23 protein-coding genes are annotated in these 17,973 nt (G+C 33.9%); 12 read left to right on the top strand and 11 right to left on the bottom strand.

Translation table 11 applies throughout. The features are described from left to right. Positions 1-176: 176 nt before the first annotated feature. From PHV22_RS09720 to PHV22_RS09755, 8 genes are all read right to left on the bottom strand, one after another. On the bottom strand, positions 177-683 hold the full coding sequence (locus PHV22_RS09720; protein WP_295023421.1) for a redoxin domain-containing protein: 507 nt from the start codon (positions 681-683) through the stop codon (positions 177-179). A gap of 244 nt (positions 684-927) precedes the next feature. Further along, positions 928-1,170, bottom strand: a complete 243-nt coding sequence (locus PHV22_RS09725; RefSeq protein WP_295023419.1) for a hypothetical protein — start codon at positions 1,168-1,170, stop codon at positions 928-930. A gap of 46 nt (positions 1,171-1,216) precedes the next feature. Continuing rightward, positions 1,217-1,756: a peptidylprolyl isomerase gene (locus PHV22_RS09730; RefSeq protein ID WP_295023417.1), complete on the bottom strand. Its 540-nt coding sequence runs from the start codon at positions 1,754-1,756 to the stop codon at positions 1,217-1,219. Between the two features lie 179 nt (positions 1,757-1,935). Continuing rightward, the gene (locus PHV22_RS09735) at positions 1,936-2,220 is read right to left on the bottom strand and encodes an HU family DNA-binding protein (RefSeq protein WP_295023416.1); all 285 of its coding nucleotides are present in this window, start codon (positions 2,218-2,220) and stop codon (positions 1,936-1,938) included. A 96-nt stretch (positions 2,221-2,316) separates the two neighbouring features. Further along, entirely contained in the window at positions 2,317-2,538 is a 222-nt protein-coding gene (locus PHV22_RS09740) for a hypothetical protein (protein ID WP_295023414.1), read from the bottom strand. Between the two features lie 4 nt (positions 2,539-2,542). Further along, a complete protein-coding gene (locus PHV22_RS09745; protein WP_295023412.1) occupies positions 2,543-2,782 on the bottom strand; it encodes an XRE family transcriptional regulator in 240 nt (79 codons plus the stop codon). Positions 2,783-2,979: 197 nt separating this feature from the next. Continuing rightward, complete coding sequence (locus PHV22_RS09750) at positions 2,980-4,659, bottom strand: flagellar assembly protein A (protein WP_299947402.1); 1,680 nt, start codon at positions 4,657-4,659, stop codon at positions 2,980-2,982. Next, positions 4,634-5,311 carry a hypothetical protein gene (locus PHV22_RS09755; protein WP_295023411.1) on the bottom strand — a complete coding sequence of 226 codons (678 nt, stop codon included), beginning with the start codon at positions 5,309-5,311 and terminating at the stop codon, positions 4,634-4,636. The genes PHV22_RS09750 and PHV22_RS09755 overlap by 26 nt, the downstream gene beginning before the upstream one ends. A 117-nt stretch (positions 5,312-5,428) precedes the next feature. On the opposite strand from PHV22_RS09755, the gene fbaA reads away from it, so the two are divergent. Both fbaA and cmoA read left to right on the top strand, forming a co-directional pair. Continuing rightward, positions 5,429-6,502: a class II fructose-bisphosphate aldolase gene (gene fbaA, locus PHV22_RS09760; RefSeq protein WP_295023409.1), complete on the top strand. Its 1,074-nt coding sequence runs from the start codon at positions 5,429-5,431 to the stop codon at positions 6,500-6,502. Positions 6,503-6,514: 12 nt separating this feature from the next. Further along, complete coding sequence (gene cmoA, locus PHV22_RS09765; protein ID WP_295023407.1) at positions 6,515-7,222, top strand: carboxy-S-adenosyl-L-methionine synthase CmoA; 708 nt, start codon at positions 6,515-6,517, stop codon at positions 7,220-7,222. Between the two features lie 87 nt (positions 7,223-7,309). Here cmoA and PHV22_RS09770 read toward each other — a convergent pair whose 3' ends face one another. Then, positions 7,310-7,549, bottom strand: coding sequence for a hypothetical protein (locus tag PHV22_RS09770; RefSeq protein WP_295023405.1), 240 nt, complete (start codon positions 7,547-7,549; stop codon positions 7,310-7,312). A 30-nt stretch (positions 7,550-7,579) separates the two neighbouring features. After that, a complete protein-coding gene (gene nth, locus PHV22_RS09775; RefSeq protein WP_295023403.1) occupies positions 7,580-8,224 on the bottom strand; it encodes an endonuclease III in 645 nt (214 codons plus the stop codon). An 83-nt stretch (positions 8,225-8,307) separates the two neighbouring features. On the opposite strand from nth, the gene PHV22_RS09780 reads away from it, so the two are divergent. The 10 genes from PHV22_RS09780 (at position 8,308) to ruvX (ending at position 17,460) form a co-directional block, all read left to right on the top strand. Beyond that, positions 8,308-9,129, top strand: coding sequence for a peptidylprolyl isomerase (locus tag PHV22_RS09780; RefSeq protein WP_295023402.1), 822 nt, complete (start codon positions 8,308-8,310; stop codon positions 9,127-9,129). A gap of 202 nt (positions 9,130-9,331) precedes the next feature. Next, positions 9,332-11,908: an AAA family ATPase gene (locus tag PHV22_RS09785; protein WP_295023400.1), complete on the top strand. Its 2,577-nt coding sequence runs from the start codon at positions 9,332-9,334 to the stop codon at positions 11,906-11,908. 17 nt (positions 11,909-11,925) lie between these two features. Continuing rightward, positions 11,926-12,279: a hypothetical protein gene (locus tag PHV22_RS09790; protein ID WP_295023398.1), complete on the top strand. Its 354-nt coding sequence runs from the start codon at positions 11,926-11,928 to the stop codon at positions 12,277-12,279. 71 nt (positions 12,280-12,350) lie between these two features. Next, complete coding sequence (gene rpmH / locus PHV22_RS09795; RefSeq protein WP_295023396.1) at positions 12,351-12,485, top strand: 50S ribosomal protein L34; 135 nt, start codon at positions 12,351-12,353, stop codon at positions 12,483-12,485. Then, positions 12,473-12,823: a ribonuclease P protein component gene (gene rnpA / locus PHV22_RS09800; protein ID WP_295023453.1), complete on the top strand. Its 351-nt coding sequence runs from the start codon at positions 12,473-12,475 to the stop codon at positions 12,821-12,823. Before rpmH ends, rnpA begins: the two co-directional genes overlap by 13 nt. After that, positions 12,816-13,151, top strand: a complete 336-nt coding sequence (yidD, locus tag PHV22_RS09805) for a membrane protein insertion efficiency factor YidD (RefSeq protein ID WP_295023394.1) — start codon at positions 12,816-12,818, stop codon at positions 13,149-13,151. The genes rnpA and yidD overlap by 8 nt, the downstream gene beginning before the upstream one ends. Next, positions 13,145-14,767, top strand: a complete 1,623-nt coding sequence (yidC, locus tag PHV22_RS09810) for a membrane protein insertase YidC (RefSeq protein WP_299947411.1) — start codon at positions 13,145-13,147, stop codon at positions 14,765-14,767. The genes yidD and yidC overlap by 7 nt, the downstream gene beginning before the upstream one ends. Then, entirely contained in the window at positions 14,760-15,719 is a 960-nt protein-coding gene (locus tag PHV22_RS09815) for a Jag N-terminal domain-containing protein (protein WP_295023390.1), read from the top strand. The genes yidC and PHV22_RS09815 overlap by 8 nt, the downstream gene beginning before the upstream one ends. A gap of 2 nt (positions 15,720-15,721) precedes the next feature. Beyond that, positions 15,722-17,059 carry a tRNA uridine-5-carboxymethylaminomethyl(34) synthesis GTPase MnmE gene (gene mnmE / locus PHV22_RS09820; protein ID WP_299947416.1) on the top strand — a complete coding sequence of 446 codons (1,338 nt, stop codon included), beginning with the start codon at positions 15,722-15,724 and terminating at the stop codon, positions 17,057-17,059. Then, positions 17,059-17,460, top strand: coding sequence for a Holliday junction resolvase RuvX (gene ruvX / locus PHV22_RS09825; RefSeq protein ID WP_295023386.1), 402 nt, complete (start codon positions 17,059-17,061; stop codon positions 17,458-17,460). The genes mnmE and ruvX overlap by 1 nt, the downstream gene beginning before the upstream one ends. Here ruvX and PHV22_RS09830 read toward each other — a convergent pair. Next, entirely contained in the window at positions 17,457-17,954 is a 498-nt protein-coding gene (locus PHV22_RS09830) for a MarR family transcriptional regulator (RefSeq protein WP_299947419.1), read from the bottom strand. The two genes, ruvX and PHV22_RS09830, sit on opposite strands and share 4 nt — an antisense overlap. Positions 17,955-17,973: the final 19 nt, after the last annotated feature.

The following is a 17,973-nucleotide window of genomic DNA, read 5'->3' on the forward strand; positions in this document are numbered from 1 at the left end:
TTTGCTAACGCTACATGCTAAAACAAACAGATTTGTTTTAGCATAAGTAGCTTACCTATCATTTTTAAAAAATCCCATAGAATTATGAAAAACAAGCTTCAAAAAGCCTCGAGGTTGTTTTTATGTTTTTTATAGAGATGCAAAAGCCCAGTTCTTAGCTAGCCTTAATCATAAAATTAGTTAAATTTTTCTGCCCACCACACCTTAGACAATATTCCTAATGTAGATGTATATCCTGTATCGATAAAAGCTATATTTTTATTTTTGTTATATATTATTGTTGTTGGAAACATAGAGATGTTAAATTTTTTTGCCATAACACCATCGCTATCATTAATAATTTTAAAATTTAATTTGTGCTTTTTTGCATACTCTGCCATCTCATTATTGCTGCCTGAGTTAACAGCAACAGTTAGTACTTGGTAGTGCTTAGATATAAATTCAATATTTGAGAGTTCTGCCCTACATATCGGACACCAAGTTGCCCAAAAGTGGACAATTAAAGGCTTGTTTTCTTCTGTTATATATTTTAAACCGTCTGAAAGTATGAATGATGTTGCTTGTAACTGTTCTTTATTTAAGTTGGCACTTCTGTATATGCTAATGATGTTAGCTGTTATTGTTATGACAAAAAATAAAAAAAATAGCTCTATTAGGTATTTTATATATTTGTTTTTTAGCATAATAGGCACCTAGTTGTTGTTGGTATTAAACTACAAGCAAATAAGCTCATAGTTCCTTTTATAACATAATATAGCAATCCTCCAATAGCCGCCGTTACTGGTACTGTAATAATCGATGCAACAACTATTTTTTTTAATTGCATCTCTTTTTATATATTGCATTTTTTTAACATTTTTCTTGGTAGATTTAATGAATTTTTTTTTATTTTCAATTAGCTTTTTAAGATTTTTTATTCTCTCTAAATCATCTTTTGTTTTTTCGTTTCTGTTTTCCAGAAGTTTTGGCCCGAATTGCGGGACCAACATTGTTTAAAACATCGTTTGCACCAATATTCATCGCCATATATGCCCCAATTAGTGCGACCACTGCTAGAAAAATATTATTTAATACTCCACCATTGCTTAAGAAGTTAAATATTAAGACAAAAATCAAAAAGAAAATAGCAAAGCCTAACTTTAAAAAGTCAGAACTGCTATATTTTAGCACTTTTTTTCAAGTTTTTTTATTGTTTTTATCTCCACTATTGTCTTATCTATTTTATATATGCTTTAATTATCTCTTGTCTTGAGAGGGGTCTATCTCCACTGTATGAACCAGCCGTAGGCGTGTTGTCTAATTTTCTAATTGTTTGCATAGTAGAGGAGACAACCTCTCCAAAAATAGTATGATTTCCATTTAACCATGGAGTTTTTGCTGTGGTTATAAAGAACTGACTGCCATTTGTGTGAGGGCCTGCGTTTGCCATAGCCAATATCCCGGCTTTATCAAAAGTTAAATTTTTAAATTCATCTTTAAAAGATTTACCCCAGATGCTCTCTCCGCCTCTACCACTCTCTGTCGGATCTCCGCCTTGAATCATAAAGCCTTTTATTATTCTGTGAAAGGCAATTTTGTTGTAGTACCCATTTTTTATATGTGTTATAAAATTTTCAACAGCCAGTGGCGCTATATCTGGAAAAAGCTCCAGCTCTATGATGCCTTGAGTTGTTTCTAGAATTACATGAGGATTTTTGTTTTCGGCCTGTAGATTGATTGAAAATATTAATAAAATAGAGAATAGGATTTTTTTCATGCTTAGCCTTTGTTATATTTTTAAAGTAGGAAATTGTATCTATTTTTGTTTAAAACTACAACAAAGTTTATATAGAAATGATTAGTTTGATTAAGGAGATTTGAGGTTAATTTGAGGTCGAAAAATATTTTCGTCGTGACTAAAAATTTTGTCGCAAAATACCGCGACAAAATTAGAATTTATTTACCAGCAGCAACGCGGTCTTTAAGACCTTTTCCTGCTTTAAACTTAGGAACCATTTTATCTTGAGTTGTGTAAGTTTTAGTAGTGCCAGGAACTTTACCACTTTTACCTTTTTGAAGAGTAGCTTCAAAACTACCAAAACCAACTAAAGATACCTCATCCTTATTGACAAGAGCTGTAGTAACAGCCTCTGTGAATGCCTTGATAGCTGCGTCAGCTTCAACTTTTGTTTTGTAATTACCACTTGCTTGCACGAGTTCAACGAATTGCGCTTTATTCATAAATTTACCCTTGAGTTTATAAAGAATTTCCGAAATTATTTGAGCGCTTAAATTCAATTTAAACATCAAATAATTCAGCTAAAGACACTTTATAATTTATTTGCTTAAATGTTTCTTCTTTTTACTAAAATAGAGTAGAAATTGTATTCTTTTTCTCTTTTTAAGCCCTATTTTCGCATGTTTGGTCACTTTTTGAAATACACTATTTATATAACTTGCTATAATAAAAGAGGATAATCCACTCACTCTTTTACCTGCATGAATCGATAAAAAAACATCTTCTAGCCCATCTCTCTCTTGTTTTGTTAAGACGCTCATTGCTCTAGTCTCCAAGCTTATTTATTTTTCTTACGGCTCTTATAATCTCGTCATCATCCAGCTTTCCTAACATTTTTATAACAGTCATGGCTGCTTGAGGTTTTGCTCGTCCTAGCTTCCAATCCTGATAGGTACGCATAGAAATTCCAAGTGAAATAGCCATATCGTTGAGAGATATTTTTTTTCCATTATTTTTGGATTCTAATGAGTTATGAAGGATGTTAAACAGATCATTAATTTGCATAAAAGTATAGTACGGAAAAAATACTTAAATATACATTTAATTAATAATTATATACATAAATAATATATAAATAGTATTAATTATGTATTATTTATGTAAATATTACATTTTTTATAGCTAATTATAATCTTTTAATACGGAAAACCGTATTAAACTTTGATGAAAAAACTACATACATTTCTAACATAGTTTTAATTTTATGATTTTATTGATATTTTTTTGTTGGTAGGGTGAAGTGTTATTTCTAAATCTGACTCTTCTAGGTAAAAAGAATCATATAGTTTCTCTTCTGTTTTAAATGTCAGCTCATTGTTAGAATCTATTACAAAAGTAATGGTGTTAATGCCCATAAATGGCTCTTTTATTGTAATTTTTGCAGTTTTTACGCAATCAACTATCTTGTCTTGTTGTAATTTTATTTTTTGAATCTCTTCTTTAATAATTGACACTTGCGACAAGGAGTGTTTTAGTGCACCTTCTAGAGTATACTTTAGATCTTCCATCTCACTTGCTAGATAATTAAATCTACTATTTAGGGTTGGGATGTCTTTGTAGCTAATTTTAAATAAGTTATTTTCGCCACTTACAAGTCTTATGGTAATTGAGTTCGATGCATATACCTTTAGATTGTTTTTAACTTGACCAATAGTTACGGTTTCGGCATAAATTGTACCACCCATGCAGGAATCAATCTCAACATTTGTTGCTCGAACTTCCCCGCCTTCTAAAAGCTTTATTTTTGCACTATGACATCTCAATTTGCCTTTATGTCTGTTTATCATGGCAAACTTTGCTTCTTGAAGTGAGTCCTGATGAGTTGCACCATCTATTGTTAGGCTTACGGCCTTTAGAGTGCTTTTTGCACCGACATGCCCTGCTATGTGGATTACTTCGGATGTCAGATTTACGCCCTCACCTAGGCTGTCTAAGGTGGCATCATCTTGTGAGATTATCACTTCTATATTGTTTTTTTCATCCTTAGCTATAGAGTTATCAATACGAGAGAGGTTGTTTATTTTTATTTTATTATCTATATAGAAATCGTTATCATCTATATGAATATACCCTTTTTTCTTGCTCTTATATATCTTTCTGTCTGTCTCTTCAATTATTTCTATGCTCTCTTTGTCTACTCTGCAGCTTAAGTCATTTTTATTGATAAGCAGATCATTGCTAACTGTCTCCCCAAAAACATTTAGCCCATTCTTTCCAAAAATTGGTTTTAGAAATTCAACTAAAATTTCTCCTTCATTGACTTCTACGACTTGATGCGTTTTATCTTTTTCTCTGTAGTGCAAGATTAACTTACTATTTCTAGTTATTTCTGGCTCAACTCCATTAAATAAAGGTAGTTTAATTTTTTTAACAAACTTACCGCCAATAATGTAGTGTGTAAATTTCTTTAGCTGTTCTAGCATCTGCTTATCAAATATATTTATTAAAATATTGTTTTTTGCTTTGATTTTATTTATTTCACTTAAAAGTGCAAAATAGAGTTCCTTGAGAGTGTAGTTTTTATACTTGATAATAGAGTCTGGGAAAATGACAATGCTAGCGCTAGTACTATTTTCTGAGTATAAAATTTCATAGTTAAGAGTTATCGTGGTGGGTTCTTGTTTTATTGTTATTATATAAAATTGTCTAAAATTAACATGTTCATTTATCATTTTGTCATAATCGCTATAGTAGTGATGAATATCTTTTTCATAAAGTACAAAATCATCATCAGCAACAGTTTTGATGTATGTTTCAATTTTATTGATATCAAAACTAAGTTTATCTAGTGGTAGTTTGTTCTCTAGAGCAAACTTCCTAAGAGAAGATTCTATATTTTTTGTTTTAACTTTTTTACTAAGCAAGCAAGTCACTATAATCATATCTAGAAAAATCTAGATATAGTTCCCCGTCTTGTGTAATTATTCTTATGTCACTGTTTTGTAGATTTAGAAATTTCTTTTTTATAGTTTTTCTTTTTGTGGATTTTAAACCTAGCGATTTTAGATACTCTTTGAGCTCGATAAGTTTATGTCTGCTCTCGCCACTATCATCGCTGAAAGTGCTATAACTCTCAACATCATGAATTGTTAGTTCTTTGTCGCTAGATATCATCTTGTCATTTACTAATTCTAAAATATTCTTGAGTTGTCTGTCTTTAGCACTATAAAAATTTTCTAGTTTATTTAGTTCATCTTTAAGAATCTGTTCCTTCTCGTCTATTAATCTGTCTACTTTGCCTTCAAGTTGAACTATTTTGCGTTTTAAGATAGCATTTTCTTTATGATATAGTGCCAATACCGTCGCTACGGTTACTTTTGCCTTGTGTGTAGATGCGTGGTTGTTTGTCAAAACAATATCTTTTGAAGTTTCAAGTATATTGTTGCTACCCTTATATATTGAGTTGTCGGAAGCAAGTATATATGTCGTGTCGTTTTCAATTACACACACTACTTTTTTTGCTCTAATTTTTGAACTTAGTAGCTCTTTAGAGATTTTAAAGTGTTTGCAATATTCATCTTCTGTAAGTTTCAATTTTCATATCCAAAAATTATTTTTATTATTTTATCATAATTAGGGAACAATAAAAGTTATTCTGAATGAAGCTTAGAATATAATTTTAGATATAAAATTTACAAAAAGAGTTAAATTATGGGTATTTTTAGTATTGTAAAACCAGGGGTTTTGTTTGGTGATGATGTTTTAAAGGTTTACGAATATGCAAAAAAAATGGGTTTTGCTATTCCTGCAATTAATGTGATAGGAACTGATTCTATTAATGCTATCCTAGAGACGGCCGCAAAAGTAAATTCGCCTGTTATTCTTCAGTTTAGTAATGGCGGAGCATCCTACTACGCAGGACAGGGGTTAAGTAACGAAAATGAAAAAGCAGCAATTGCTGGTGGGATCTCAGGAGCTTTGCATGTCCATATGATGGCGGAAGCCTATGGCGTGGCGGTTATTTTACACACAGACCATGCCGCAAAAAAACTGCTTCCATGGATAGACGCACTTCTTGATGCAGGTGAAGAACACTTTGCACTAAAAGGAAAGCCACTTTTCTCTTCTCATATGTTAGATTTGTCTGAGGAGCCACTAGAAGAAAATATCGCTATTTGCAAAGCTTACTTAAAGCGAATGAGCAAGATAGGGATGAGTATAGAGATAGAGCTTGGTGTAACTGGCGGAGAAGAGGATGGTGTAGATAACTCAAATATTGACAACGCACTTTTATATACTCAGCCACAAGATGTATCACTCGCCTACAAAGAACTTAGTGAAATCTCTCCAAACTTCACGATTGCCGCATCTTTTGGGAATGTTCATGGTGTTTATAAGCCCGGAAATGTTCAACTTACTCCAAAAATATTAGATAACTCTCAAAAATATATTCAAGAAAAATTTGGTACCAATGAGAAACCTGTAAACTTTGTTTTTCACGGCGGATCAGGTTCGCAGCCTAGTGAGATTATGGAAGCAATTGGATATGGTGTTATAAAAATGAATATCGATACAGATACGCAGTGGGCTACTTGGATTGGCGTTAAAGATTATTATGAAAAAAACAGAGAGTATCTTCAAGGTCAAATCGGAAATCCAGATGGGGAAGATAAGCCAAATAAAAAATATTATGACCCAAGAAAATGGTTAAGAAGTGGGCAAAAGACGCTTATAGCAAGGGTGGAAGAGGCGTATACTGATCTAAACGCAAAAAACAGAAACTAAAGCAGTGGACTTATGAACGATAAAGTATTTACAAAGCCCATCAAAAAGCAGTTTGAGTTTGACGAAGAAGTTGCTGCTGTTTTTGATGATATGCTAAAAAGGAGTGTTCCTTTTTATAGAGAGTCTCAAGAAATCACACAATTTTTCGCATTAAAACAGCTTGAGAATGGCGGGGTGCTTTATGATTTGGGTTGCTCTACTGCATCGTTGCTTATAGATATTAGTAGAAAATTGAACTCAACTGCAAGGCTAATAGGACTTGATAACTCGGAGGCGATGCTAAAGCAAGCTAGAAAAAAATGCGAAGCTTTTGGTGCGGATGTGGAGTTGGAAAATGCAAATATTTTAGAGTTTGATTATAAAGAAGCAGATGTTTTTGTCAGTAACTATACTCTGCAGTTTGTCCGCCCATTGGTTCGAGAAGAGCTTGTTAAAAAAATATCAACTTCACTTAAAAAAGATGGTCTGTTTGTCTTTAGTGAAAAAGTTATAAGTCATCAACAAAAATTAAATAAAGATTTGATTGAGTGTTATTATGCTTTTAAAAAAGAGCAGGGTTACTCAGAGTATGAAATAGTTCAAAAAAGGGAAGCGCTAGAGAATGTGCTTGTTCCCTATAGTGAAGATGAAAATATAAAGATGGCAAAAAACTGCGGTTTCTCGCATTGTGAGGTGGTATTCCGCTGGGCAAACTTCGCAACATTTATAGCTATAAAATAAAAATCTCACTTTACATTTTATTGTTGTCTTTTTTCAATTGGCACTACCCAATTTTCAAAAAAGACACTTAAAACTATTTTGTAATTTCTACCAAACATTTCCTTTTGGCTCCTCTTTCTTGCCATTTATGGAGTCAATAGCTTTTTGTCCTTTTTCTTTTATCTCTTCATAAGTAACAATATCATCCTCACCACACTCGTTGTGGTAGTAACCTTGAAGGTCATAATACTCTTTGCAGTCACTATAATATTTTGCGGATATCCCATGTTTATTTACACATCCAGAAGATAACAGCAACGCCATGATAAGTAATAAAAATTTAATCATAATATAGACCAAGCAAAAACCAATCCACTTTCATGATGGCTTAAAGCTCTCCTTGGTTTTACAGTAACTCGCCATAAAACACTCTTCACAAGCCGGGTTTTTTGCTTTACAAATATAACGACCAAACAGAACCATTCCTTGATGAAGTCTGTGAAGATTGTTTTTAAACTTTTTTACGAGCGTTGCTTCTGTTTTTGTGGCACTATTGTCATCGCTAAGTCCGAGTCTATGGGAAACTCGAAAAACATGAGTATCTACTGCCATTAGATTTGCGTTCGTGTATTCTATCATCACCACATGCGCTGTTTTTTGACCAACCCCCGTCAAAGTTATAAGTTCTTTTTCTTCCATCGGCACTTCTCCGCCATAGACTTCTACGACTCTTTTTGCCATTAAAAGTATATTTTTTGCTTTATTATTGAAAAATGAACAACTGTTAATTAACTTTTTTATATCATCTATATCTGCCTCTGCTAGGGCTTTTGGAGTTGGGTACTTTTTAAAAAGTTCAGGTGTAATAATATTTACTCGCTTATCTGTGCATTGCGCAGAGAGTGCAACCGCGATTATTAACTCATAACTATTTTTATAGCTAAGTTCTGTTACCGCATCTTTATATCTCTCAATAAAAAGTTGATGAATCTCTAAAATCTCTTGTTTTGATGCTTTTTTCATATGCGGATTATATAAAAAAATAGGTTGTTTAATAACCATTAGTATTAAGATAATAGAATTTTTTATTAAATCAAGGAATCATAATGAAAACAGTAACAAAAATAGTATTATCTCTTGCTCTTATATCTACAATGAGTCAAGCTCAAACTACCGTAAATGGGGCGGTTATTACAAAAGCTGATGTTGATAAAGAGCTTATGGTGGCAACACAAGGTAGATTCAACCAAGTTCCAGCTGATAAGCAAGCTGAATTTAGAAAGCAGATGTTAGAGCAACTTATTGCAAAAGAGCTAGTGTATGACGATGCTAAAAAAATTGGTATCACAAACTCGAAAGAGTATAAAGATAAATATGAAGAGGTAACTTCAAAGATAAAAAAAGAGATAGCTATTCAAATTTGGCAAAAACAAGTTATGAATAAAATTGCTCTAACTGATGCCGAGATAAAAAGCTACTACGACAATAACGCAGAAGAGTTTGATGAAAAAAGTGCTGAGGTTCGCCATATTTTAGTTGCAACAGAAGGTGAAGCCAAAGAGTTAGCAAAAGAGATGAAAGGAATGAGTGGGGCTGCTCTTGTTGATAAATTTGCTGCTTTGGCAAAAAGTAAATCAAGCTGTCCAAGTTCTGCAGATGGTGGAAAATTGCCTAAATTTGCACCAAAAGATATGGTTCCAGAGTTTAGCAAAGAAGCATTTAGCATGAAAGAAAAAACTATTTCTGACCCTGTAAAAACTCAGTTTGGTTATCATCTAATCTACTTAGACTCAAGAGTTAATAAAAAAATTACGCTAGCGGAAGCGAAGCCGACAATCAGCAATAGACTTAAAATGGAAAAAGCTAAAAGCATAATGCTTGCTAAAATGAAAGAGTTACAGAAAAAAGCAACAATCGTAACTAAATAGTCTTATAAAACTTCATAATTAAGCGGGATAATTTTTCTCGCTTAGATAAAAATACTAATTTTCACATACATTAAAAAATCAAAAATATAAATTTAATCAATATAAACTAAATGATTTATATTGACATGCGCTTAGTAAAAGTGTCAATATCATTTAGAGATAATTAGATATAATAATTTCATATCAACAACGGAGAAATAAGATGAACGCTATTTTTGAAAAACTAACAAATAATATGAGTGAAACGATAGAGTCTTCAGTATCTCTGGCTCTACATAACAAGAATCAAGAGGTAGAGCCTATACACTTTTTGTGGGCACTTTTAACAAATTCAAACTCTGTTTTAAATCAATCATTTAACAAAATGAACATTGATAAAACGGCAATTGAGCTAGATGTAAGAAGCCTATCAGAAAAACTTCCAAAATCTTCAAGTGTTTCAAAAGAGAGCATTAAAATATCTAGAAAATTTGTTGAGTCGCTTGAGCTTGGAATTGGCTACATGACGAAAAGTGGAGACTCATATTTGGCGGTAGATACATATATTCTTGCCAATATAAAAAATGAGCCTTTCTCTGGGATTTTTTCTAAATATTTGGATGTTAAAAGTCTTATAAAAAATCTTGAAGAGTCTCGTGGTGGAGCAAAAATTGACTCGCAAAGCTCCGATGAAACGCTGGAGAGTTTAGCAAAATATGGGATTGATTTAACGAGAGAAGCGGCAGAGGGGAAACTATCTCCTGTGATTGGGCGCGATGAAGAGATCACTAGAATGATGCAGATACTTATCCGTAAAACTAAAAATAATCCGATACTTTTAGGAGAACCTGGAGTTGGAAAAACTGCATTGGTTGAGGGTTTAGCACAGAAAATTTATGATGGAAATGTTCCAACTTCGCTAAGAAACAAAAAAGTAGTTGCACTTGACATGAGTGCTTTGATTGCTGGAGCGAAATATAGGGGAGAGTTTGAAGATAGACTAAAAGCTGTAGTTGATGAAGTGAAAAAAAGTGGAAATGTTATTTTGTTTATTGATGAAATTCATACGATTGTTGGAGCTGGGGCGAGCGAGGGTAGTATGGACGCTGCAAATATACTAAAGCCAGCCCTTGCAAGAGGAGAACTTCACACAATTGGTGCTACAACTTTAAAAGAGTATAGAAAATACTTTGAAAAAGATGCAGCACTTCAAAGAAGATTTTTGCCAATCAATCTAGATGAGCCGACTGTAAACCAAACGCTTCAGATTTTAAGAGGTATAAAGGGAAGATTGGAGACTCATCATAATGTAACTATTACAGATAGCGCACTTGTTGCGGCTGCGAAACTCTCGGATAGATATATTGCAGATAGATTTTTGCCAGACAAAGCGATTGACTTGATTGATGAAGCTGCGGCTGAACTTAAGATGCAGATAGAGTCTGAGCCAAATGCCCTAAGTGCCGAAAAAAGAAAAAGTTCAGAGTTGCATGTTGAGCGAGAAGCCTTGAGGATGGAAGAGTCTGTTGCGAACACAAAAAGATTGAAAGAGATAGAAAAAGAGTTGGCTGATACAGAAGAAAAAGTTAGATCTTTAGAGGCGCAATTTGCTACTGAGAAAGAAGTCTTTGAGAAGATATCAAGTATAAAAAATGATATAGAAGCAAAAAAACGAGAAGCTCAAAATGCAAAAAATGCTTCAGAATACAATCGTGCAGCAGAGATAGAGTATGGCGAAATACCAGCACTGCAACAAGAAGAGAAAAATGTAAATCTAAAGTGGGAAAAACTAAAAGAGGCTGGGACGCTGCTAAAAAATAGCGTTGATGAAGAGTCAATCGCTTCAGTCGTCTCAAGATGGACGCATATCCCAGTAAATAAAATGCTTCAAGGCGAAAAAGATAAAATATTAAATGTCGAGGATGAGTTAAACAAAGAGGTTGTTGGTCAAACAAAGGCGACTCATGCGATAGCTAGAGCCATAAAAAGAAATAAAGCAGGTCTTTCAAGCGAATCGACACCTATTGGAAGTTTTCTGTTTTTAGGTCCAACTGGTGTAGGTAAAACACAAACTGCCAAAACACTGGCGAAATTTTTATTTGATTCACAAGATGCATTGATAAGAATAGATATGAGCGAGTATATGGAGAAACATGCGGTCTCAAGATTGGTTGGTGCGGCTCCTGGATATGTTGGATACGATGAGGGTGGACAACTGACTGAAGCGGTTAGAAGAAAACCATACAGTGTTGTACTTTTTGATGAGGTAGAAAAAGCTCACCCTGATGTTTTTAATGTTTTACTGCAGGTTTTAGATGATGGAAGGTTGACTGACAACAAAGGCGTTACAGTAGATTTTAGTAACACAATAATAATTCTTACCTCAAATATTGCAAGCGATAAGATTATAAATAATAAAAACTCCGCAGAGCTTGAAGATATGGTTATGAGTGAGCTAAAGCAAGCATTTAAGCCAGAGTTTTTAAATAGACTAGATGATATCGTTATCTTTAATGCTCTTGGTAAAGAGCAAATTGTTGGGATTGTAGATATTTTCTTTAAAGAGATTGCGAAAAAAGTTGAACAGAGGGATATTGAGCTAACTTTGAGTGATAGCGCAAAAGCCTACATTGCAGAAGCTGGATTTGACCCAATTTATGGCGCTAGACCACTTAAGAGAGCTCTATACGAGATTGTAGAAGATCGTTTGGCTGACTTGATACTTGAGGGTAAAATAATTGAGGGCTCTAAAGTTCTCTTTGATATAAAAAATGGGGAAATTGAGGTTATTTTGTCATAAATTGAGGTTATTATTATATGAAATATTTAGTTTTTATCATGATGCTTGCCTTTAGTGTTTTTGCTTGTACTGGTGATTGTTTGACTTGTCATCCTAGACTTTTGCCAATAATAAATAAAGATCTGAGGCATAAACCAATGCTCACATGTATAAACTGTCATTCAGCAAATCCAAACTCTATGGCTGAGTGCGGCAATGACTGTTTTGCGTGTCATCCGATGTCGAAAATAAACAAGTCAAATCTTAGAGAACATGATGTTATTCAAGAGTGTAGAGATTGCCATGTTGGAGAGAAAGAGAAGCTTTTTGACCCAAGCAATAGGTTTGATAGATCAAAAAAAGATACTTTGAAGGATTTTATCCTTAAGTGAGAAAAGCTTAACAACGCTTTAAGTAACTTTTATGTAACATTGCGAACTTTATTTTAAGAAAGGATATGTCTATGAAAAGAACATACCAAGCCCATAGCACGCCAAGAAAAAGAACTCATGGCTTCAGATTGAGAATGGCAACAAAAAATGGTCGCAATATAATAAATCGCCGTCGTGCAAAAGGTCGTAAAAAATTGTCAGTTTAAATAATTTTTATACACTGAAGCAGCATCGTGAGTTTCAATATGTGTATAGAAAAGGAAAAGACACCCACACTGGTAGTGTAGTGCTCTTTTTTCTCCCCGCAACAAACACTCATAAAATCGGGTTTACCGCTACTAAAAAAATTGGAAACGCTGTTAAAAGAAATAGAGCAAAGCGAAGGCTTAGAGCACTTTTTTGTGAATTTTCATCCCTGCTAAATGATGGTACATATATATTTGTGGCAAAAGAAGCAATCAATGAGATAAGCTATGCAAATCTTAAAACCGACTTCCTTAAAACTTTAAATCGCTCTGGTTCTATAAAAAATAGTAATGATTAAGAAGCAACTACTAAAGCTATTGTGGCTTTACCAGAAATTTTTTACGCTGATTGGCTATGGAAGTTGTAGATATTACCCAACTTGTAGTGAATATGCAAGAATAAATTTTGAAAACAACTCAATTTCAAGTGCTTTTTACCACTCTTTTACTAGAATACTGCGATGTAATCAATTATTTGATGGTGGAATAGAGTATCCGACCTTAGATAAGCTATCACTTAAGCCCACAAAAATGGGTATTGATTCAATAAAGTATTGGTTAGTTCCAGCCAAAAAAAACAAGTTCTATATTATAAAAAATTTTTACTATAAAGGCAAATCGTGTTAGATAAAATGACGCCAAATCAAAGATTAATGCTCGCAGCCGCATTATCAATAGTTTTTTTCGTAGCTTATACAGCAATTTTTCCACCAGCAGAGCCAGCATCGGCAAAAAATGAAAATAAAATAGCATTAAATGAAAATTCTTTGCAAAACACAGCAAGTTCAGAGACTGCTCAACCCCAAAGAAAGTTAGTTAATCATGAAGTTTCTACTCAAGAGAAAATTAATGAAAATAGTCAAAACACATTAGTTACTGTAAAAAGCAGTGATTTTATACTTAAAATTGATACTCTTGGCCGTATATCCTCAAAAGAGTTACTTCAAGCTAAATATAATGATAAAGATGATCAGCATGCGCAGCTAATTCCTCAGGATGCAATGAAGCCACTGCTTGTTAGATTCTTGGAGCCATCGCTGAATGAGCAAACAACACAAGTGGCATATACGGCAAGCACAAGTGAGCTCTCTTTGGGTAGTCAAGCACAAAAAGTTACGCTAACTCAACAGCTCTCAGGTGTAGTCGTTACAAAAGAGCTGACTTTTTATGCTGATGGACATTATGATGCAAAAGTTTCGCTCTCTGAGGATAAGAGATATTTTATATACCTTGGACAGAGACCTACGATTTCAAAACAGATGATGACAGTAGCTGGAGCTATGGTTTATACTAATGATGGAATTTCCACAGTTATAGCCGATGGAAAAGCAGATGAGAGAAAATCCTTTTCTGGTGTTGAGCTTATTTCAGCATTTGATCAATACTCCGCAACAATTATGTATGGATTTGATAAAACAACAAATATAATAGTAGAAAAAGATAGAGAAAGTAATCCTGTAGTATATTTTGAAGCCACAAAAAATATGAGTTTTAATGGATATATTGGGCAAAAAAGATATGAGACGCTAAAGAATATAAACCCTATATTAACAAACGCAATAGAGTACGGTTGGTTTACATTTGCATCAAAACCACTCTTTAAGTTTTTGTCATGGCTTCATGGACTATTTGGCAACTGGGGGTGGTCAATTATTGCACTTACTTTAACAATTAGACTAATTCTTTACCCTTTGACATACAAAGGCATGGTCTCTATGCAGAAAATGAAGGATATCGCACCTAAGATAAAAGAGCTTCAGGCTAAATATAAGGGTGATCCACAAAGAATGAACTCTGCTGTTATGGATATGTATAAAAAACATGGAGCAAATCCACTTGGCGGATGTTTACCAATGCTGCTTCAAATCCCAATATTTTTTGCAATATATCGTGTTTTACTAAACGCAGTTGAGCTTCAAGGTGCTCCATGGATGTTCTGGGTACAAGATCTCTCAAGAATGGATCATACATATATCTTACCAATCCTTATGGGCGCTTCGATGTTTTACCAACAAAAGCTTACTCCTAGTAATTTTACTGACCCATTACAAGAGAAAATATTTAAGTATTTACCAGTAATCTTTACATTTTTCTTCCTTACATTCCCATCAGGATTGGTTTTGTATTGGTTTGTTAATAACCTTTTCTCTATTGCTCAGCAATTTGTTGTTAATCAACAGTTTAAAAATGCAAAAGAGGCAGAGATAGCTATTGCAAAACATATGGAGAAGAGTGATGGTTAGGATAGAGTCGACTACTTTAGAAGATGCTTACAAAAAAGCATCACTAACTCTAGGGTGCTCCGTAACTGAGTTGATTGTGGAAGTTGTTCAAGCACCAAATAGTGGTTTTTTAGGTCTTTTTAAAAAAAATGCAATCATAGTTGCTGCGAAAAAAGAGAATAAGGCAGATATTGTCTCTATAAAAGTGGTCAATGAGCCGGTTGTTACACAAACTAAAGAAGTATTACAGCAAAATATTGCTGAAGTAAAACAAGAGATAAAAGAGAAGACAGAAGAGGAATTACGGACTAAAAAAGTTATTGAACAAAAGCCTAAACATCATTATTTGAATGATGTGATAATGCCACAGACATTTGTAAGCATGCAAGATGATGAAGATTATGATATGGCTGATATAAACTTTACAGCAGATTATGAAGAAGAAGGACACGATACTTTAGTACAAAATGATAATGCAGTTGTTAATAAAGAACCTTTAAAAAATATGAAACAGCTCTCTGAATTAGCTAAAATTGTAGAGAAAGAGATAAACCAACTTTTTGCTTTTGCGTGCTTTAGTATTGATAAAATTGAAGTTAGTGTTTATGATGAGACAACGCTTTTTGTAGAGTTTAAGGGAGAAGATGCGGCGCTTCTTATTGGCAAAGAGGGATATAGATACAAAGCTCTTTCATACATGATATTTAACTGGATTAACTCAAAATATCAACTGCAACTTCGTTTAGAGATAGCGGAATTTTTAAAAAATCAAGAGGAATCAGTTGGCAGATATCTAATGGGTATCTATGAGAGTATTGATAGAGATGGAAAAGCTCAAACAAAAATACTTGATGGCGTCCTTATACAGATAGCACTACGAGAACTTAGAAGTAGATACGCAAACAAATATGTAGCAATCCGCTCAACTCGCGATGGTTTGAAATTTATTATCATAAATGATTATCACAACTAATAATGAATGATACAATCAGCGCAATAGCGACTGCAAATGGTATAGGCTCTATCTCTATAATCAGGATCAGTGGCGATAGAGCGCTTCAAATCTCCTCTGTTCTTACAAAAGATAAAAAACTCACTCCAAGATACGCAACGCTAACGGATATATATAGCGACAAAAATGAGCTTTTAGATGAGGCGATTGTTATATATTTTAGGGCACCATTTTCTTTTACGGCAGAAGATGTTGTTGAGATTCAGTGTCATGGTGGCTTTATTGTTGCTCAAAATATTTTGCGTACGACTATCGCTCTTGGTGCTAGAGTTGCGACTCCTGGAGAGTTTTCAAAAAGAGCTTTTTTAAATGGCAGAATTGATCTAAGTGAAGCAGAAGCAATCGCTGGTTTGATTGAGGCAAAAAGTGAAGATGCTGCAAAAATTTTAGCTTCACAGATGAAGGGCTCACTTAAAGAGTATGTCGAGAAAATCCGTGATGAGATAATTCATATATTGGCTTACTCTGAGGTTAGTATAGATTACGCAGAAGAAGATCTGCCTGAAAATCTTATCTCACAAATAAAAGATAGACTCACTATTTTAAAAAGTTCCCTAGAGTCAACACTTAGAGCAAGTAGAGCTAGAGAAGGCTTAATGCAGGGCTTTAAAGTCGCTATTGTTGGTAAGCCAAATGTTGGGAAAAGTTCACTTTTAAACTCTATTTTAAATTTTAATCGCGCTATTATTAGTGATATTGCAGGAACGACAAGAGATACCATTGAAGAGCAGATAAAAATTGGAACGCATCTTATTCGCCTTGTTGATACTGCAGGAATCCGTGAATCAGATGATGAGATAGAGAAGATTGGAATAGAACGCTCATTAGAGGCAATTGAGCAGAGCAATATCGTTATAGCGCTTTTTGATAGCTCAAGAGAGGCAGATAGTGAGGATGAGCAGATTATATCTTTGGTTAAATCTTATGCCGAGCAAAAAAAAGTTTTGTATGTAAAAAATAAGATAGATTTGATTTCAAAATTCACACATAAAGAGATTGATTTTGATATAGAGTTAAATACAAAGGATAGTGTAGATGCGCTAATAGATGCGCTAGAAAGCATTATGGATTCGACTAATAGTTCTGATGAGATGATGCTTATATCTCAAAGGCAGATATCTGCGGTTGAAAATAGTTTAAAAAATATAGAGGAGTCATTTTTTCCGTTACAAGAGCAGGAGCTTGAGATTTTCTCTTTTCATCTGATTGAAGCAGCGAAAGAGATGGCAAATATTACAAGACCATTTGAAAATAACGAGATGCTAGACAAAATGTTTGGCTCTTTTTGTCTGGGGAAATAGTGAAATATATTGCAATTGATTTAGGGTTAAAGCGCATTGGTTTGGCATATTCTGCTCATAAAGATTTAGCCACTCCGTTAAAAGCCGTAGAGCGAAAAAATAGAGACCAAGCCTCAAGAGATGTTAAAAAAGTGATTGATGAGTGGAATGTTGATGCAGTTGTAGTTGGTATTCCTATGGGTGGGAGTAGCGAAGATGAGATGCGAAGACGAGTTGCTCATTTTATGAATTTGGTTGCATTTGAGGGCGAGATTTTTTTTCAAGATGAGAGCAACTCATCAATCGAAGCAGAGTCCATGATGCGGGGCGAAATAAAATATATCCGCGATGGGCGTATAGACTCAATTTCGGCTATGATAATTCTGCAGAGATTTTTGACTAAGAAACCAAAAGATATTTAAGCTCTATTGATATTTAAAAGTACTTTTTTGAGAAGGGTTGAGAATAGCTCCGCCTCTTCTTGAGTAAATGCTTCAAAATATTTACTACACTCTTTTGAGATATCATTTAAAGATTTTATAATAAGCTCTTCCCCGCTCTGCGTTAAACATACAAGCATACACCTTTTGTCGGCTGAATCCTCTTTTCTGTAGATTAGACTTCTCTCTTGAAGCCTTTTTAAAACCTTTGTCATGCCGCCTGATGAAAATATAGTCAAATCATAAAGCTGAGTAGGCGAGAGAATTTTGCCATGAGTATAAAGTGACGCCAGCACATCTATCTCTGAGTTTAGCAGATCATATTGTTCTTTAAAAAAACTCTCTGAGTGCGAGAAGATGGTTTTATGAATAAGTGCTATTGGGAAAGTCATCAAAAAAATCTCTGGAAGCTCTTTTGCTTCAACTTTGTCATAGAAATTGGTTATAAGATTGCTGTTTACTCTGTTTTTTTTCATAGTAAAATTGTAGCAAAAA

The sequence above is a fragment of the Sulfurimonas sp. genome (assembly GCF_028713515.1).
GTDB lineage: Bacteria > Campylobacterota > Campylobacteria > Campylobacterales > Sulfurimonadaceae > Sulfurimonas.

Coding starts and splice junctions, on each gene's coding strand:
- PHV22_RS09720 (WP_295023421.1), bottom strand. CDS start 683: ATGCTAAAAAACAAATATATAAAATACCTAATAGAGCTATTTTTTTTA.
- PHV22_RS09730 (WP_295023417.1), bottom strand. CDS start 1,756: ATGAAAAAAATCCTATTCTCTATTTTATTAATATTTTCAATCAATCTA.
- PHV22_RS09735 (WP_295023416.1), bottom strand. CDS start 2,220: ATGAATAAAGCGCAATTCGTTGAACTCGTGCAAGCAAGTGGTAATTAC.
- PHV22_RS09740 (WP_295023414.1), bottom strand. CDS start 2,538: ATGAGCGTCTTAACAAAACAAGAGAGAGATGGGCTAGAAGATGTTTTT.
- PHV22_RS09745 (WP_295023412.1), bottom strand. CDS start 2,782: ATGCAAATTAATGATCTGTTTAACATCCTTCATAACTCATTAGAATCC.
- PHV22_RS09750 (WP_299947402.1), bottom strand. CDS start 4,659: ATGATTATAGTGACTTGCTTGCTTAGTAAAAAAGTTAAAACAAAAAAT.
- fbaA (WP_295023409.1), top strand. CDS start 5,429: ATGGGTATTTTTAGTATTGTAAAACCAGGGGTTTTGTTTGGTGATGAT.
- cmoA (WP_295023407.1), top strand. CDS start 6,515: ATGAACGATAAAGTATTTACAAAGCCCATCAAAAAGCAGTTTGAGTTT.
- PHV22_RS09770 (WP_295023405.1), bottom strand. CDS start 7,549: ATGATTAAATTTTTATTACTTATCATGGCGTTGCTGTTATCTTCTGGA.
- nth (WP_295023403.1), bottom strand. CDS start 8,224: ATGAAAAAAGCATCAAAACAAGAGATTTTAGAGATTCATCAACTTTTT.
- PHV22_RS09780 (WP_295023402.1), top strand. CDS start 8,308: ATGAAAACAGTAACAAAAATAGTATTATCTCTTGCTCTTATATCTACA.
- PHV22_RS09785 (WP_295023400.1), top strand. CDS start 9,332: ATGAACGCTATTTTTGAAAAACTAACAAATAATATGAGTGAAACGATA.
- PHV22_RS09790 (WP_295023398.1), top strand. CDS start 11,926: ATGAAATATTTAGTTTTTATCATGATGCTTGCCTTTAGTGTTTTTGCT.
- rpmH (WP_295023396.1), top strand. CDS start 12,351: ATGAAAAGAACATACCAAGCCCATAGCACGCCAAGAAAAAGAACTCAT.
- yidD (WP_295023394.1), top strand. CDS start 12,816: ATGATTAAGAAGCAACTACTAAAGCTATTGTGGCTTTACCAGAAATTT.
- PHV22_RS09815 (WP_295023390.1), top strand. CDS start 14,760: ATGGTTAGGATAGAGTCGACTACTTTAGAAGATGCTTACAAAAAAGCA.
- mnmE (WP_299947416.1), top strand. CDS start 15,722: ATGAATGATACAATCAGCGCAATAGCGACTGCAAATGGTATAGGCTCT.
- PHV22_RS09830 (WP_299947419.1), bottom strand. CDS start 17,954: ATGAAAAAAAACAGAGTAAACAGCAATCTTATAACCAATTTCTATGAC.